This window comes from Synechococcus sp. A15-28, assembly GCF_014280175.1.
Lineage (GTDB): Bacteria > Cyanobacteriota > Cyanobacteriia > PCC-6307 > Cyanobiaceae > Parasynechococcus.
The window spans coordinates 753,589-768,502 of the sequence record NZ_CP047931.1 but is presented as its reverse complement, the minus strand read 5'-3'; the positions used below and the strand labels follow the sequence as shown (position 1 = coordinate 768,502).

The following is a 14,914-nucleotide window of genomic DNA, read 5'->3' as shown; positions in this document are numbered from 1 at the left end:
TGCATCAGCAGATTCAACGCCGTGACCGCCTCCGCACCCGTGAAACCCGGCAGCGATCTACGGGATCAGTTCCGGCGTGCCTACGAAAACCGTTATACCTGGGATCCTGGTTTTTCCGGTTACTCCGGCCGCTGCATCTGGCAGCAGGGAGAACAACGGGTTGAGGGCCGCTTTGAAGTCGGCGCCGATCTCAAAGCCAAGGTGGAGGGCATCGATGATGCCGATGTTTTGAAAGCGGTTCAGTCCCAACTCTGGGAAGTGGCCATCCACCGCGTCCGCCGCAGCTTTGACCAGACCCATGGCGAGAACCAATTCACGGCCGGTGACACCGATTCCGTTGGAACCGAGGTGCTGGTCAGCGGCAAAGGAGAAGGAGACCGCTACCGCATCAAGGATGACGTCGTCACGATGGTCCACCGGCACATTCACGGAACGGTGGTGACGATCTTCACGACCGCGGTGACCGACACCGGAGCCGGCTACCTCAGCCACACCTACACCAGTCAACACGCCGACCCAGCCACCGGTGAGGCGAAAGGTGGACGCAGCAGCTTCAAGGACACCTTCACCCCCGTTTCCGGCGATGGTCCCTGGGTGTTGTCGGAGCGCGTGATCGACACCGAAGCCCATGGAGAGACGGAAGCTGGATCCCAGACGTTCCGCTTCGTCGATCTGGAAGCCCTTTGATTGGATTGCCGCAGCTCGGCAGCTGTGACACCATCGCGAAAAACAAGGGTTAAGGGATGGGTGGTCTCGAAGCGGCAATCCAGGCCATCAATGATCCGATCAATGCTGTGGTGTGGGGGTGGCCCACCGTCGGTCTGATCGCCCTGACCGGGGTGGGTCTGATGTTGGGCCTGCGCTTCATGCCTCTTCAAAGGCTGAGCTACGGCATCGCGATGATGCTGCGTCCAGCTGATCTGGCAACGGACGGGGATATCACGCCGTTTCAGGCGCTGATGACCTCCCTCTCGGCGACGATTGGCACTGGCAACATTGCGGGGGTAGCAGGTGCCATCGCCGTCGGCGGACCCGGTGCCGTGTTCTGGATGTGGGTCATCGCCCTGTTCGGGATCGCCACCAAATACGCCGAAGCGGTGTTGGCGGTTCGCTTTCGAGAAACCGATGCCTCAGGCCAGCACGTCGGTGGTCCGATGTACTACATCGTCAACGGGCTCGGCAATGGCTGGGCCTGGATGGCCGTCCTCTTCGCACTGTTCGGCATGCTTGCCGGTTTCGGTATCGGCAACGGCGTCCAGGCCTTTGAAGTGTCGTCGGCGCTGAGCCTCATCGGCGTGCCCAAACTGGTCACCGGCATCGCCCTCGGAGCTTTGGTGTTTGCGGTTGTGATCGGTGGGATCCAGCGCATTGCCCAGGCGGCTTCGTCCATCGTGCCGCTGATGTCCGTTCTCTACGTCGGAGCCTGTCTGGTGGTGCTGCTGCTGAATGCAGGAGCCATTCCTGAGGCCTTCGTCAGCATCGTTCGAAATGCATTCACCGGAGAGGCGGCCGCCGGTGGAGCCCTCGGCCAGGTGATCCTGATGGGATTCAAACGCGGCATCTTCTCCAATGAAGCCGGCCTGGGCAGCGCTCCGATCGCTCATGCCGCCGCCAAAACCACCGATCCGGTTCGGCAGGGAACGGTGGCCATGCTCGGCACCTTTATCGACACCCTGATCATCTGCACCATGACTGCTTTGGTGATCATCACCACCGGAGCCCATGAACGTCTCGACGGCGCCGGACAACGCCTCAGCGGGGCTGATCTCTCGATCGCGGCGTTCAACTCAGGCCTTCCCGGCAGTGGAACTGTCGTGACGATTGGATTGGTGGTCTTCGCCTTCACCACCATCCTGGGCTGGAGTTTTTATGGCGAACGCTGCACAACCTTTCTCTTCGGAGAGAACGCTGTCTTGCCTTTTCGTCTTGTCTGGGTCGCGGTTGTCGTGATGGGAGCCGTGGCAGGAGATCGTGGTGTGGTCTGGTCCATTGCCGACACCCTCAACGGCCTGATGGCCCTGCCCAACCTCGTGGCCTTGTTGCTGTTGTCCGGAACGGTGATCAAGCTCACCAAGGCTTACAGGTTCAGCGACTGAGTCCAAGAAACAAAAAAAGAGGGGGCTCAATGCCCCCTCTTTTTTTGTTGACCATTCAGCCCTGGCCTTCAGGGAGAGGCGTCACCGTCTTGAGCTTTTCGTTCAGCTGCATGGCCAGGCTCTGGCGACCGACAGCAAGCACCTTCAGGGTGTCCTCATGCATGCGCAACTGAGCGTCGGCAACCTGCATACCACGCACGAGCTCCTTGAGCTCATCCGGGAGGGTATTGAGGTCGTAGCGATTGCCCTCAAAGGTCAGTACGGGATTGGGGTTGTTGGCTGCGGAGTCGGTCATCGTTCAAAGCCGGGATGATTGGAACCGGCGGGCCGATCGTAGGTGGATTTAACCGTTCTGCAGGTCACGGATGAACTGGCGTTCGCACAGGTCCCGATAACGTCCGCCGCGCTGCATCAGGGTGTCGTGGGTGCCGCGGTCAACGATGCAACCCCTCTCCAGCACCACAATCTGATCAGCCTCCTGCACCGTGGCCAGGCGGTGAGCAATCACCAGCACCGTCCGTCCACGCATGGCACGCCTTAAGCCCAGTTGCACAGCCGCCTCCGCTTCAGCATCCAGAGCACTGGTGGCTTCATCCAGCAGCAGAACAGCAGGATTACCAAGCACCGCCCGGGCAATGGCAATGCGCTGCAGCTGTCCACCGGAAAGATTCGTGCCCCGTTCCTCCAGCTGCGTGTCGTACCCATTTGGCAGATCACGGATGAAGCCATCGGCGTTGGCGAGCAGAGCAGCCTCGATCACCTGGGCATCGGAGGCGTGGCGTCCGAAACGGATCGCCTCCGCGATGGAACCGGAGAAAACTGTGGTTCGCTGGGGCACCAGGGCCAGCTGCCGGCGGAGGTCCCTTGCCCGCAGGCAGGAGAGATCGTGGCCGTCCAGAAGGATTCGGCCCTGTTGCGCGGTGTTGAAGCGCAACAACAGTGAGAACAAGGTGCTTTTGCCCGCCCCGGACGGTCCCACTACAGCCATCACAGTCCCCGCAGGAACCACCAGGTCCAGCTGCCGCAGCACCGGATCGCCACTGCTGTAAGCAAAACTCACTCCCTCGAGCCTCAGGTCGCCCCGCAGCTGACCAAGGGTCACCGCATCTGAGGGATCCTCCGGCTCACGCGGTTCCCGTTCGATCTCCCGCAGTCGACGCAGCGATGCCTGACCCTGCTGAAACTCGTTGAAGTTGTTGGTGACGTGGGCGATCGGGTCGATCAGAACAATCAGGCCAGTCAGGTAACTGCTGAGGCCCGCGATGTCGAGGTCACCGCTCTGAATCCGCAAGGCCGCCAGGCCGAGCACGGAGAACAGACCGATCACCTCGATGATCCCCACCACGGGATGCTGCAGGGCCACAAGGCTGTAGGTGCGCTGCCTGGCCTGCCGGTGCTGATCAATTTCCTGCTCAAATCGCTCCTGGAGCCAGGGTTCAGCCGCAAAGGCCCGCACCAGCGGCAGCCCCTCAATCGCCTCACCGAGAAGACCCGCCAGTTCACTGACCTTTTTCTGACTGCGTTCGGTGGCCACCATCACCTTCGCTCCGAACAGGCTGATCAACCAGACGATCAACGGCGCCAGCAGCAGGATCGCCAGGGTCAGCTTCCAGTCCAGCCAGACCATGGTTCCCAGCACCACCAGAAGCTGCAGGACGCTGGGGACTGTGTCGTGGATGCTCTTGTAAAGAACCTCGCTCACGCGGTCGGCATCCTCAGTGAGTCGGTAGGTGAGATCGCCGGAGGACAGCTTTTCCAGAGCACCCAGCTCGACGGTCTGCAGGGTGCTGAACAACTCCCGCCGCAAGCGCTGGCTCACCTGAAGGGCGGGATCGGCCAGAAGGGAGTCCTGACCGAATTGGGCCAGTTTCTGAACGGCAAAGATCAGCACCCCTTGGACGATCAGCTGCAACACGCGGCTGAGATTCTGGGAGCCGAGCGCCGGAAACAACTCACCGGCAAGACGCACCAGCAGTGGGAAGCTACCCACATAAATCAGCATGCACAATCCCCCCATCAGCAGCTGACGCAGGTGCGGTCTCAGCAGTGGGAGAAGACGCCGGAAGCCGGCCTGAGAGGGGGTGAGCATGGCGGCACAGTATCAATGTCACGTCGTTGATCTCCCGCCGATGAAGCTGGATCAGTTCCTCAAATGGAAGGGCTTGGTCTTTACCGGCGGAGAAGCGAAACAGCGGATCCAGACAGGAGAGGTCCGCGTCAACGGCGTGGTGGAGACCCGTCGCGGCCGGCAGCTGGTGGCGGGAGATCGTGTTGTGCTTGACGGCGAGGAGTCCGTGGTTGACGGGGAATCCACGACCACGCCGTAAGTTGGCCCGCAGATCAGTCAAGGATTGAAGGCGTGCGCAGACCGGTGATCGCTGGCAACTGGAAGATGCACATGACCTGTGCCCAGGCCAGGGATTACATGGCGGCCTTCCTTCCCCAACTGGCAGAGACCCCCCAGGACCGGGAGATCGTTCTGGCACCGCCCTTCACTGCGCTCTCCACCATGGCGGCGGCCTCTGAAAACTCGGTGGTGGAACTGGCCAGTCAGAACGTCCACTGGCAAGACCACGGCGCCTTCACAGCTGAGATTTCAGCCGAAATGCTGCTCGAGCATGGCGTTGCCTACACGATCGTTGGTCACAGCGAACCCAGGAAATATTTCAGCGAAAGCGATGAACAGATCAACCACCGGGCCCGCTGCTCCCAGGCCAAGGGGTTGATTCCCATCGTCTGCGTTGGCGAGAGTGATGAGCAGCGCGAACGGGGTGAAGCGGAGCGGGTGATCCGCCGACAGATCGAGCAGGGACTGGAAGGATTGGACGCCAACAAACTCGTGGTGGCCTACGAACCGATCTGGGCCATCGGCACCGGCAAAACCTGTGAAGCAGCTGAAGCCAACAGGATCTGTGGCCTGATTCGCAGCTGGGTGGGAGCCACGGATCTGATCATTCAGTACGGCGGATCGGTCAAACCCACCAATATCGATGAACTGATGGGGATGAGCGACATCGACGGCGTTTTGGTTGGTGGAGCATCCCTCCAGCCAGACAGTTTCGCCCGCATTGCCAATTACCAGGCCAGTTGATGTGAGTCACCTCTGGCCCAAAGGCTGGCGGCAACGCACAGCTGTGATGGGGGTGATCAACATCACACCGGACTCCTTCAGTGATGGCGGTCGTTTCACCGAGGTTGAAGCGGCAGTTCGGGAAGCAAAGCGGCAATTGCAGCAGGGGGCTGATGTGCTGGACCTCGGGGCCCAGAGCACACGGCCCGGTGCCAAGGAGGTGGGCGCTGAAGAGGAATGCCGACGCTTGCTTCCGGTCCTTGGCGCCATCCGACAACACCGGCCGGAGGTGTTGATCTCGGTGGACACGTTCCTGGCGCCTGTGGCCGAGGCAGCACTGGAGGCAGGCGCCAGCTGGATCAACGATGTGAGCGGCGGGCGACGTGATCCCGATCTGCTGCGGGTGGTCGCCGATGCCGCATGCCCCGTTGTGCTGATGCACAGCCGCGGAACAAGTCAAACAATGGACGACCTGACCGTCTACGACGATCTGATTCAGGACGTGAAGGCTGGACTCTGGGAACGAACGAATGCCGCCATCAGCGCTGGGGTCAAGGAGGCTCAGATCATCTGGGATCCGGGCCTCGGCTTCGCTAAAACGCACGAGCAGAATCTGAGCCTGCTGAGGGATCTCGAGCAGCTCACCTCTGAAGCTATGCCGCTGCTTGTCGGACCATCACGAAAACGGTTCATCGGCGCCGTCCTGGATGAACCCCGACCCAAGGCGCGCCTGTGGGGAACAGCAGCGGTGGCCTGTCGTTGCGCCCAAGCGGGAGCTGCACTTGTGAGGGTTCACGACGTGGGACCAATCGCACAGACTTTGCGCATGGCGTCAGTCCTCTGGTGACAGGAACAATCTTCGTTCAGATTGCTGCTTATCGGGACCCGGATCTCCCGGCAACGCTTCACAATCTTCTCGAGCAAGCCGCCCATCCTGAGCGACTGAGATTCGGCATCTGTTTGCAACTGGCAGAGAACGATCCGAAGGCCTGGAGTGCATCAGCGTTCCCAGATCACAGCCATCAACAGGTCAAGCTCGTCGCCGCAACAGACAGTCGTGGCGCCTGCTGGGCCCGACGTCAGGCCCAGACTCTCTATGACGGTGAAGACTACATACTGCAGATCGACAGCCACATGCGGGCTGTCAAGCACTGGGATGACTTGTTGTTGCGAACGTGGACCGATTGCAATGATTCGCGAGCTGTGCTGAGCGTTTATCCCAATGGTTTCAAGCAACCATGCCAGCTGCAGACGAACACGCTGCCAGTCATGGCGGCGAAGGCCTTTGACAACTACGGCATCCTCAAATTCCAGGGCATCAGCCGTTACAAAATGCCGGATCAGCAACCCCCCAAACCACTGAAGAATGCTTTTGTGGCCGGTGGCTTTCTGTTCGGACCCGGATCCATTGTCCAGGACGTCCCATACGACCCTGACCTGTATTTCTATGGAGAAGAGATATCAATGTCAGCCCGTTTGTGGACCCACGGTTACAACATTTTCTGCCCTAATCGATTACTGCTTTTTCATCTTTATAAAAGCGCAAGTGCCGATGGTGACACGTCTGCAACGCATTGGAGCGACCATCAAGACTGGTTTCAGCTGAACAGGCGTTCGCTTGTGAGGGTTCATACATTATTGGGAAGTTTGTCGACCTCCCAAGTCCAACTTAATCCCGTCCCGGATGATATCGAGGGACTGGATAATTTCGGATTGGGACGTGCCCGAAGGCTCGAAGACTACGAAGAGTTGACAGGTATTTCGTTCAAAGACCAAACAATCAGCCAGGACGCATCAGCTGGCCGGTTTCCTGCCAGCTGAGCCAGGGTTGAGTCAATCAGTCACGACTCCTTCAATCCGATCCTCCACTTCCTGGTACAACTCCTGGAGCTGTTCGATGTTCTCATCGGAGGTTTCCCAGTAACCACGACCATGAACCTCGAGAAGTGTTCCCACAATCTGACGGAAGCTGTTGGGATTCAGTTCCAGCAGACGCTTGCGCATCTCGGGATCATTGATGAAGGTTTCGTTGGCCTCTTCGTAGACAAAGTTGTCGACAGCGCCACTGGTGGCACTCCATCCGAGGGTGAAGTTGAGCCGTTTGGACACCTCACGCACACCCTCATAGCCGGAATCGAGCATGCCCTCGTACCACTTGGGATTCAACAGCTTGGTGCGTGAATCAAGGCGAATGGTCTCACTCAGCGAACGCACCTGGGCATTCGCCGTCGTGGTATCGGCGATATAGCTGGTGGGGGCTTTGCCGTCATCACGGAGACCCGCGATCAGCTTGGTGGGGTCGGAATCGAAGTAGTGGCTCACATCCGTTAACGAGATTTCAGCCGAATCCAGGTTCTGGAAGGTGACATCCGCCGTCTTCATCACATTTTCGAACACCTCACGCTTCTGGTTCATCTCACCGGGGTTGTCAGCATTGAACGCGAAGGTTTTGCGAGAGAGGTACATCTCCTGCAGCTCGCCTTCTTCTTCCCAGGTGCTGTTTTCCACCGCCAGGTTCACGTTGGAGCTGTAGCTTCCGCTGGCGTTGGAGAACACTCGGCAGGCCGCATCACGCAGGCTGGTTCCTTCTTTCTCCGCCTGCTCAAGGGCGTGCTTACGAACGAAATTCTGCTCAAGGGGCTCATCCGCTTCGGCAGCCATCTTCACGGCCTGATCGATCAGCGCCATCTGGTTGATGAACAGGTCGCGGAACACACCGGAGCAGTTCACGACCACATCGATCCGGGGGCGCCCTAGTTCTTTTAGAGGAATCAGCTCAAGCTTGTTGACACGACCCACGGAATCCGGCATTGGCTTGACACCAACGAACCAGAGAATCTGAGCCAGGGATTCGCCGTAGGTCTTGATGTTGTCCGTACCCCAGAGCACACAGGCGATGGTCTCGGGCCAGGTGCCCTGCTCCTCGCGCTGACGCTCAATCAGCTTGTCGACAACACTCTTGGCGGCAGCAACCGCAGCTCGCGTGGGGATCGCCTGCGGATCGAGCGCGTGGATGTTCTTGCCGCTGGGCAGCACCCCTGGGTTACGGATCGGGTCACCGCCAGGTCCCGGAAGGATGTATTCGCCATCCAGAGCCTTCAGCAGACTCTCCATCTCCATGTCCGCGCAGATCTGCTCAAGGCAGAAGCGCAGATAAGCGAACAACTTGTCCAGTTCCGTGGCATCGATCTGAACAAAACCGGCTCCACAGCAAGCGCGCAGCCACGGGGAAGGAAGCTTGAGAACGAACTTCGCCAGCAGGTCGTAGAACCAGCCGAAGCTGTTACGCATGTTGACGCGGCCATCAAGACCGGTGAGGGACTGGACCATGGCGCCAATGGCAGCCCTGGACGTCTCAGTAATCGTGCGATTGAGCTCGACATCGGCGAGCACACCCTCGTCATTGCCCTTGTAGATCTCTTCGATGGAACGACCCATCGCTTCAGCCAAGAGACCCGGCAGCGAGCGCAGGCCATCTTCCTCACGCTCGAGTGCAGCGATGTTCACCAGGGTGGCAACAGCTTCCTCGGCTGTGGGGGGCTTGCCGATGGTGTGAAGGCCACAGGGCAGGAGACGACTTTCGATCTCCATCAACTGGCGATAGACGGCACCCACCAGGGCATCACGTCCGTCCAGTTCGAGGGTCGAAGCATCCTCCTCAGGAAGGTCGACGTCCTTATCGAGGTTGCACTGACGTGCCGTCTCGATGATCGTGTTGACGATCTGAACGCCACGTCCTCCCTCTCGCAGCTGCTGGTAAGAACCCACCAGTTCGCCAAGTTCCTTCAGACCCTTGTAAAGACCTGCATTTTCAGCAGGTGGGGTGAGATAGCTGATGGTTGAGGCGTAACCACGCCGCTTGGCGATGGTGGCTTCCGAAGGGTTATTAGCAGCGTAGTAATAGAGATTGGGTAAGGAACCGATCAACGAATCCGGATAACAGGTTTCACTCATGCCCATCTGCTTTCCAGGCATGAACTCCAGCGACCCATGGGTTCCGAAGTGGAGAACGGCATCGGCTCCCCAGATTTTCTCCAGGTAGGTGTAATAGGCCGCAAACCCGTGATGAGGACTGGCGCTGCGAGAGTAGAGCAGGCGCATCGGGTCGCCTTCGTAGCCGAAGGTGGGCTGAACGCCGACAAAGACGTTGCCGAAGTGACGACCGAAGACCAGCAGGTTCTGACCATCGCTGTTGAGATTGCCGGGGGGCTTGCCCCAGTTCTCTTCCAAGCGCTCGGAGTAAGGGGTCAGGCGCTCGTATTCCTCAACGCTCATGCGATGGGCAATCGAAAGCTCGGGAGCTCCCTGCATCGCATCAGCGTCGTTGATGACCGCTTCCAGCAAAGCCCTGGGCGTGGAGGGCAGACCCTGAACGTCGTATCCCTTCGCCTTCATCTCCTGCATCACCCGGTGGATGGAGCCGAAGACATCCAGGTAGGCCGCCGTTCCGACGTTGCCCTTATCCGGCGGGAAGCTGAACACGGTGATCGCCAGCTTCTTATCGGTGCGGGGCTTGATCCGCAGGGATGACCAACGGATGGCCCGCTCTGCAATGGCATCGACGCGGTCCTGCAGTGTGTGCGCCTTGCCGGTGGCGTCATCACGACCGGAGAGCACGATCGGTTCGATCGCACCATCGAGCTCGGGAATGGCGATCTGCAGAGCAACTTGAACCGGATGGAGGCCCAGGTCGCTGTCCTCCCATTCCTGGGTGGTCTGGAAGACGAGAGGCAAGGCCACCATGTAGGGGCGGTTGAGCTTCTTCAGGGACTCGATCGCCTTGGGGTGGTCCTGACGTGCCGGACCTCCCACCAGAGCGAAGCCCGTCAGCGACACGATGCCGTCCACCAGGGGCTGCTCGGGATTGAGCGGGTCGTAGAAGAAGGCATTCACTGGCTTGGAGAAGTCCAGGCCGCCGCAGAAGATGGGAATCACACGGGCACCGCGGAACTCCAGCTCCTGCACCGTGGCCACGTAGTGCGCGTCATCACCGGTGACGATGTGGCTGCGCTGCAGCACCAGACCGATCACGGGTCCCTTGCGGGCCTTCTCCGAAAGGTCAGTCCGGCTGGAGGTCCAGTTGAGGTACTCCTTGAGGTCCTCGAACATCGTCGGAGCCAAGGGGTGCCAGATCCCCAGATCAGGGAAGACCTCGGGCTCGGCGACGTTCATCGCAGGACGTTCCTCACCTTCCGCAGGAGGGAAGACGTACTTGTCAGCCAGCATCAGCAGGAAGTTCCGGAGGTTTTCCGGCGTCCCTCCGAGCCAGTACTGGAAGCTCAGCATGAAGCTGCGCGCATCCTGCGCCTTCTCCACGGGCAGGTACTTGAGGACGGTGGGAAGCGTGTTCAGCAGCTTCAACATGGCGTCCTGGAAGCCAGCGCCGCCAGCCTCCTTCCGCTTCTTCATGAAGCCGGCGATCGCACTCTTGCTCTGGCCCAACTGAGCCATGGAGAAACTGCCGAGCTTGTTCAGACGCATCACCTCCGGCATGGAGGGGAACACCACTGCAGCCTTGAGGCGGTCGCGATGGGGGGCCACCGCATCCACCACTTTCTGTGCCAGATCTTCGATGAAAATCAACGATGCAACGAACACGTCGGCCTGGGCCACGTCGGCACAGAATCCGGCGTAATTCTCCTCATCTCGCAGTTCTTCGATCAGATAACCGCTCAGTTCAATCCCCAGATCACCGCCTGAGACATTCAGAGCCGTGGCCGCCTGGGTGAGGGCGTTCTGGTACTGGGGCTCCAGCACCACATACACCGCCTTCATCACGGATTTGTGGTTCTGACCCTCCACAGGAGCAACGCGGCGATCGGCGGAGCGGACCTGTGTGAACATCTGCGCGTCTTGAGCAATGTGAAGAACCTTACGGCGACCTGCCGCGACGGCGCGAAGATTTCAGAACTGGAGTTACACGAGCCGACCCATAGGCTTTGGGGGATCTGCAGCGCTTCGATGACCACATCCATTCCCGTTGTGGTGGCTGGTGCCCTCGGCCGCATGGGCGCCGAAGTGATCAAGGCCGTGGTCGGTGCCACGGACTGCACCCTGGTTGGGGCCGTTGACAACACCCCGGGCAAAGAGGGATGTGATGTCGGACTCGAGCTGGGTCTGGGGGAGCTGGAGGTGGCGATCACGGCCGATTTCGAAGGCTGCCTCTGCGCGGTGAGCCAGTCGGCAAGGGATGCGCAAGCCGGCGCGGTGCTGGTGGATTTCACACATCCATCTGTTGTTTACGAGCACACCCGGGCGGCCATCGCCTACGGCGTGCATCCGGTGATCGGCACCACAGGCCTCTCCCCGGAACAGCTCAGTGATCTGACCCAGTTCTCTGCCAAGGCATCGATCGGCGGCGCCGTGATTCCGAACTTTTCCGTGGGCATGGTGCTGCTGCAGCAGGCAGCAGCTGCAGCAGCACGCTTTTACGACCATGCAGAGCTCACCGAACTGCATCACAACCGCAAAGCCGATGCACCCAGTGGCACCTGCATCAAAACCGCTGAACTGATGGAGGAACTCGGCAAGAGCTTCAATCCTTCTGAAGTGGATGAACATGAATCCCTGGAGGGATCCCGAGGCGGTCGTCGCGAGAGCGGGCTGCGGCTGCATTCCCTGCGGTTACCTGGCCTTGTGGCTCACCAGAGGGTGATGTTCGGTGCAGCGGGTGAGACTTACACCCTGCGCCACGACACAATTGATCGTTCCGCTTACATGCCGGGTGTGCTGCTCACGGTGCGCAAGGTGCGTTCACTCGAGGCCTTGGTTTACGGCCTTGAACGCCTGATCTGACCGCTCCTCTTCATGCTGATCCCCCTCAAACCCGGAGAGCTTCAGCGGTTGATTCCAGCTGTGGCCACCGGCAATCAGTTTCGAGCCTCTCTCGGATCACCACCACAGATCCTGCAGCGATTGATGATCGCGGCCATCGGTGGAGTGATCACATTTCTGATTTACAACCAGGCTCAGCTCGGCAGCCGCTGGGGCCCCATCTGGCTGGTGATCAGCGTGGCGTTTTTTCTCTACATCCTGTGGGGACCCATCGTTGAGGCCGGCCAGCGCAACGCCGCACTGCGCCGCTACCCAGCGGCAGCTCTGTTCGAAGGCGAGGTGACGGATGTGAGCACCCGTGAACGTGTTGAAGGTCGTCACGAGCAGGCCGACAGTCGTGGACAGCTGGAGCTGGTGGAGAACCGACGCAGCTGGGTGCTGCTGGAGCTCGAAGACGAGGACGGTTACCTGGGGCGTCTGGCTTTCCCCAAGGAAAAACGACATCAGTCGATTCGGCGGGGAACGCTGATTCGCTGCCTGGTTCTCAGTGACCGCAAGGACTTTTCCCGGATCAGCGCCTTCAGCGATGCCTGGATGCCGGGGTTGCGGATGTGGGCCGGCGAGTACCCGTTTCTGCTGCGCCCTGCTTTCGAGGAACTGTGCCAGCGACGTCTCGGGCGGAGGGGCTGACACAGACCAGCGGCAAGAACATTTCTTAAAACTGGTTTACACTCTGTAGCAATCCGCTTGACAAAGTCATGGCTCAGACCCCTTCCACCGAACCCCAGGTAATCCGCGGTGCCACTGTCACCACTGAAGATGGTGGTCGTCTGAACGCTTTCGCCTCCGAGCCCCGCATGCAGGTGGTGGAAGCCGAGCAGGGTTGGGGTTTCCACGAGCGTGCTGAAAAGCTCAACGGCCGCATGGCCATGCTGGGCTTCATCGCACTGCTGGCCACCGAAATCGCCCTGGGTGGAGAAGCCTTCACCCACGGTCTGCTGGGTCTGGGCTGAATCCACACCACAGCTTCTGCCTGGCCACACTCATTGAATGGCCACGTTCTCCAGTTCCGTCCACATCCTGGGAGCCGGTCCGACCGGTTCCCTTGCGGCGATTGCCCTGGCCTCGAAGGGTTATCGCGTTGTTCTCAACGATCCTCAATCACGTGAGGAGCTGCTGGGTCGCAGTCGTGCCTACGCAATCACTCATTCCAGTCGCCGCCTGTTGCGGGACCTGAAGGTCTGGGACGGCCTTCAAGAGAGCTTGATTCCCTTCCGTTCTCTCGATCTGCGCGATTCAGCGAGCGGCGGACGCGTGATGTTCGACCTGGACGACCTCCATCCTTCCAATCGTCGAGCTGAGGCCATTGGCTGGATCCTCGACCATCGCCCCTTGATGGAGCTTCTTCTGGATCGTCTTCAGGACCATCACAGCGTTGAGATGGTTCTTGGCTCTGCAGCTCCCCAGCCTGAACCGGATGCACTGATCGTGGCGGCTGATGGTCCCCGATCCACAACGAGGTCCCAGTGGGGGATTCGTTGCTTGCAGCACCGTTATCGCCAGGGATGTCTCACCTCAAAGGTCGCCCTCAGAGGTGTGTCGCCCGGCATGGCTTATGAATTATTTCGACCCGAGGGACCCCTGGCGATCCTGCCCCTTGGTGATGGCATCTTCCAGGTGGTTTGGAGCGCCCCCTGGAGCCGCTGCCAGCGTCGCGCTGATCTCTCCACGCCGGATTTTCTCGACGAGCTGGCCACCGTGCTTCCTGGGGGAATCGAACCGGATCTGCTGCTCGACAGTCCCCGAGCCTTTCCTCAGCAGTGGTTGCTGGCCAAACGTCTGAGCCGCGGTCGCGGGGTCCTGCTGGGCGAAGCAGGCCATCGCTGCCATCCGGTCGGCGGGCAGGGGCTGAACCTCTGCTGGCGCGATGTGGCGACACTCATGAACCTGGCTGAACGGGGTGGAACCCCTCAGGGGCTTGCCCGTCGCTACGGGCGCAGGCGCTGGCCAGATCTGTTGATGGTGGGTCTTGCCACCGATCTTTTGGTGAGGTCGTTCTCCAATCGACAACTCTGGCTGCTCCCCATCCGACGGGTGGGCCTTGAAGCCATGGCCAGGATCGGCTGGCTTCGCAGCATCAGCCTGCGTGCCATGAGCGACGGCCCCACCCAATTCTTCAGCTCGTGGCCAGACTGAACTGAAAGGGAGTGCCGGCCATGGTGATCAGCAGTCATCCACAACCCGTCGCCTCGAAGCAACTTCAGGATTTTCTTCTGGGGCGGCTTGGGTTGAGCGGCAATGCCCTCAACCTTGGACTGAGACAAGCAGAACTTGAACAGGCACCCCTGCCCATCGTGCTCTGGAGCTTCGGTTTGCTCAGCCTTGAACAGCTTCAGCAGGTCCTCGACTGGCAGGACAATCAGGGATAACGGATTAACGATTCCACGGGGACGTCATCGGGAAGGGCAGAACGCCCTCCAAGAGCCTCCAATTCGATGACGAAGGCAAACCCCACCAGCTGTCCGCCCGCATCGCGGACCAACGTCCCAGTCGCTGCTGCCGTTCCACCGGTGGCGAGGAGGTCGTCCACAACCAGCACCCGCGGCTTGCCGCTGAGGGCATCGCTCTGAATTTCCAGTCGATCGCTTCCGTATTCCAGGGCGTAATCCACCCCGATCACAGCTCCGGGAAGTTTTCCTGGTTTGCGTACGGGAACAAATCCGAGGGAACGCTGCAGAGCCAGCGGCGTGCCAACGATGAAGCCTCTGGATTCAATGCCCACAATGAGATCCGGCTGCACCGCATCGCAGACCTGGCCAAGACGCCGCATCACCTCATTCATCGCGGCGGGATTTCGCAGCATGGGGCTGATGTCCCGAAACAGGATTCCCGGCTTGGGGAAGTCCGGAATCGACCGGATGGTGGTCTGTAAATCCAAGGACTGCTGACGAAAGGGCTCAACCCCTGGCATCAT

15 protein-coding genes are annotated in these 14,914 nt (G+C 60.0%); 11 read left to right on the top strand and 4 right to left on the bottom strand.

Going from position 1 to position 14,914, the window contains the following annotated elements; genetic code table 11:
* Positions 1-21: 21 nt before the first annotated feature.
* Both SynA1528_RS04070 and SynA1528_RS04065 read left to right on the top strand, forming a co-directional pair.
* Complete coding sequence (locus tag SynA1528_RS04070) at positions 22-687, top strand: DUF3386 domain-containing protein (protein ID WP_186587814.1); 666 nt, start codon at positions 22-24, stop codon at positions 685-687.
* A 56-nt stretch (positions 688-743) separates the two neighbouring features.
* Positions 744-2,096 (top strand): alanine/glycine:cation symporter family protein, encoded by a 1,353-nt coding sequence (locus SynA1528_RS04065; RefSeq protein ID WP_186587813.1) that lies wholly within the window; start codon positions 744-746, stop codon positions 2,094-2,096.
* A gap of 55 nt (positions 2,097-2,151) precedes the next feature.
* Here the strand turns inward: SynA1528_RS04065 and SynA1528_RS04060 are convergent, their stop codons facing one another.
* Together SynA1528_RS04060 and SynA1528_RS04055 are read right to left on the bottom strand one after the other, a co-directional pair.
* Complete coding sequence (locus tag SynA1528_RS04060; RefSeq protein ID WP_186587812.1) at positions 2,152-2,391, bottom strand: DUF6447 family protein; 240 nt, start codon at positions 2,389-2,391, stop codon at positions 2,152-2,154.
* A 48-nt stretch (positions 2,392-2,439) separates the two neighbouring features.
* A complete protein-coding gene (locus SynA1528_RS04055; protein WP_186587811.1) occupies positions 2,440-4,185 on the bottom strand; it encodes an ABC transporter ATP-binding protein in 1,746 nt (581 codons plus the stop codon).
* On the opposite strand from SynA1528_RS04055, the gene SynA1528_RS04050 reads away from it, so the two are divergent.
* Genes SynA1528_RS04050 through SynA1528_RS04035 form a run of 4 tightly spaced genes read left to right on the top strand, consistent with a single transcriptional unit; the run spans position 4,184 to position 6,987 of the window.
* The gene (locus tag SynA1528_RS04050; protein ID WP_286187896.1) at positions 4,184-4,423 is read left to right on the top strand and encodes an RNA-binding S4 domain-containing protein; all 240 of its coding nucleotides are present in this window, start codon (positions 4,184-4,186) and stop codon (positions 4,421-4,423) included. The genes SynA1528_RS04055 and SynA1528_RS04050 overlap by 2 nt on opposite strands.
* A 32-nt stretch (positions 4,424-4,455) precedes the next feature.
* A complete protein-coding gene (tpiA, locus tag SynA1528_RS04045; protein WP_186587810.1) occupies positions 4,456-5,187 on the top strand; it encodes a triose-phosphate isomerase in 732 nt (243 codons plus the stop codon).
* Positions 5,188-5,233: 46 nt separating this feature from the next.
* Positions 5,234-6,013: a dihydropteroate synthase gene (gene folP / locus SynA1528_RS04040; protein WP_286187943.1), complete on the top strand. Its 780-nt coding sequence runs from the start codon at positions 5,234-5,236 to the stop codon at positions 6,011-6,013.
* Entirely contained in the window at positions 6,010-6,987 is a 978-nt protein-coding gene (locus SynA1528_RS04035; protein ID WP_186587808.1) for a GlcNAc-transferase family protein, read from the top strand. The genes folP and SynA1528_RS04035 overlap by 4 nt, the downstream gene beginning before the upstream one ends.
* 12 nt (positions 6,988-6,999) lie before the next feature.
* Here the strand turns inward: SynA1528_RS04035 and SynA1528_RS04030 are convergent, their stop codons facing one another.
* Positions 7,000-11,010: a magnesium chelatase subunit H gene (locus SynA1528_RS04030; protein ID WP_186587807.1), complete on the bottom strand. Its 4,011-nt coding sequence runs from the start codon at positions 11,008-11,010 to the stop codon at positions 7,000-7,002.
* Between the two features lie 117 nt (positions 11,011-11,127).
* Between SynA1528_RS04030 and dapB the strand changes: the two genes are divergently transcribed.
* The 5 genes from dapB to SynA1528_RS04005 all read left to right on the top strand — a co-directional run bounded on the left by dapB (position 11,128) and on the right by SynA1528_RS04005 (position 14,369).
* Positions 11,128-11,961: a 4-hydroxy-tetrahydrodipicolinate reductase gene (gene dapB / locus SynA1528_RS04025; RefSeq protein WP_186587806.1), complete on the top strand. Its 834-nt coding sequence runs from the start codon at positions 11,128-11,130 to the stop codon at positions 11,959-11,961.
* A 12-nt stretch (positions 11,962-11,973) separates the two neighbouring features.
* Positions 11,974-12,630 (top strand): DUF8619 family protein, encoded by a 657-nt coding sequence (locus SynA1528_RS04020; protein ID WP_186587805.1) that lies wholly within the window; start codon positions 11,974-11,976, stop codon positions 12,628-12,630.
* Positions 12,631-12,698: 68 nt separating this feature from the next.
* Complete coding sequence (locus SynA1528_RS04015) at positions 12,699-12,953, top strand: CAB/ELIP/HLIP family chlorophyll-binding protein (protein ID WP_186587804.1); 255 nt, start codon at positions 12,699-12,701, stop codon at positions 12,951-12,953.
* Positions 12,954-12,990: 37 nt separating this feature from the next.
* Complete coding sequence (locus SynA1528_RS04010; RefSeq protein WP_186587803.1) at positions 12,991-14,136, top strand: FAD-dependent monooxygenase; 1,146 nt, start codon at positions 12,991-12,993, stop codon at positions 14,134-14,136.
* Between the two features lie 20 nt (positions 14,137-14,156).
* Positions 14,157-14,369 carry a DUF2949 domain-containing protein gene (locus SynA1528_RS04005; RefSeq protein ID WP_186587802.1) on the top strand — a complete coding sequence of 71 codons (213 nt, stop codon included), beginning with the start codon at positions 14,157-14,159 and terminating at the stop codon, positions 14,367-14,369.
* Here SynA1528_RS04005 and SynA1528_RS04000 read toward each other — a convergent pair.
* On the bottom strand, positions 14,360-14,914 hold the full coding sequence (locus SynA1528_RS04000) for an adenine phosphoribosyltransferase (RefSeq protein WP_502707739.1): 555 nt from the start codon (positions 14,912-14,914) through the stop codon (positions 14,360-14,362). The two genes, SynA1528_RS04005 and SynA1528_RS04000, sit on opposite strands and share 10 nt — an antisense overlap.

What these genes read in the sequence shown, in the direction of transcription:
- SynA1528_RS04065 (WP_186587813.1), top strand. Translation starts at nt 744, where the DNA reads ATGGGTGGTCTCGAAGCGGCAATCCAGGCCATCAATGATCCGATCAAT.
- SynA1528_RS04060 (WP_186587812.1), bottom strand. Translation starts at nt 2,391, where the DNA reads ATGACCGACTCCGCAGCCAACAACCCCAATCCCGTACTGACCTTTGAG.
- SynA1528_RS04050 (WP_286187896.1), top strand. Translation starts at nt 4,184, where the DNA reads ATGGCGGCACAGTATCAATGTCACGTCGTTGATCTCCCGCCGATGAAG.
- SynA1528_RS04055 (WP_186587811.1), bottom strand. Translation starts at nt 4,185, where the DNA reads ATGCTCACCCCCTCTCAGGCCGGCTTCCGGCGTCTTCTCCCACTGCTG.
- folP (WP_286187943.1), top strand. Translation starts at nt 5,234, where the DNA reads ATGGGGGTGATCAACATCACACCGGACTCCTTCAGTGATGGCGGTCGT.
- SynA1528_RS04030 (WP_186587807.1), bottom strand. Translation starts at nt 11,010, where the DNA reads ATGTTCACACAGGTCCGCTCCGCCGATCGCCGCGTTGCTCCTGTGGAG.
- dapB (WP_186587806.1), top strand. Translation starts at nt 11,128, where the DNA reads ATGACCACATCCATTCCCGTTGTGGTGGCTGGTGCCCTCGGCCGCATG.
- SynA1528_RS04020 (WP_186587805.1), top strand. Translation starts at nt 11,974, where the DNA reads ATGCTGATCCCCCTCAAACCCGGAGAGCTTCAGCGGTTGATTCCAGCT.
- SynA1528_RS04015 (WP_186587804.1), top strand. Translation starts at nt 12,699, where the DNA reads ATGGCTCAGACCCCTTCCACCGAACCCCAGGTAATCCGCGGTGCCACT.
- SynA1528_RS04010 (WP_186587803.1), top strand. Translation starts at nt 12,991, where the DNA reads ATGGCCACGTTCTCCAGTTCCGTCCACATCCTGGGAGCCGGTCCGACC.
- SynA1528_RS04005 (WP_186587802.1), top strand. Translation starts at nt 14,157, where the DNA reads ATGGTGATCAGCAGTCATCCACAACCCGTCGCCTCGAAGCAACTTCAG.
- SynA1528_RS04000 (WP_502707739.1), bottom strand. Translation starts at nt 14,914, where the DNA reads ATGATGCCAGGGGTTGAGCCCTTTCGTCAGCAGTCCTTGGATTTACAG.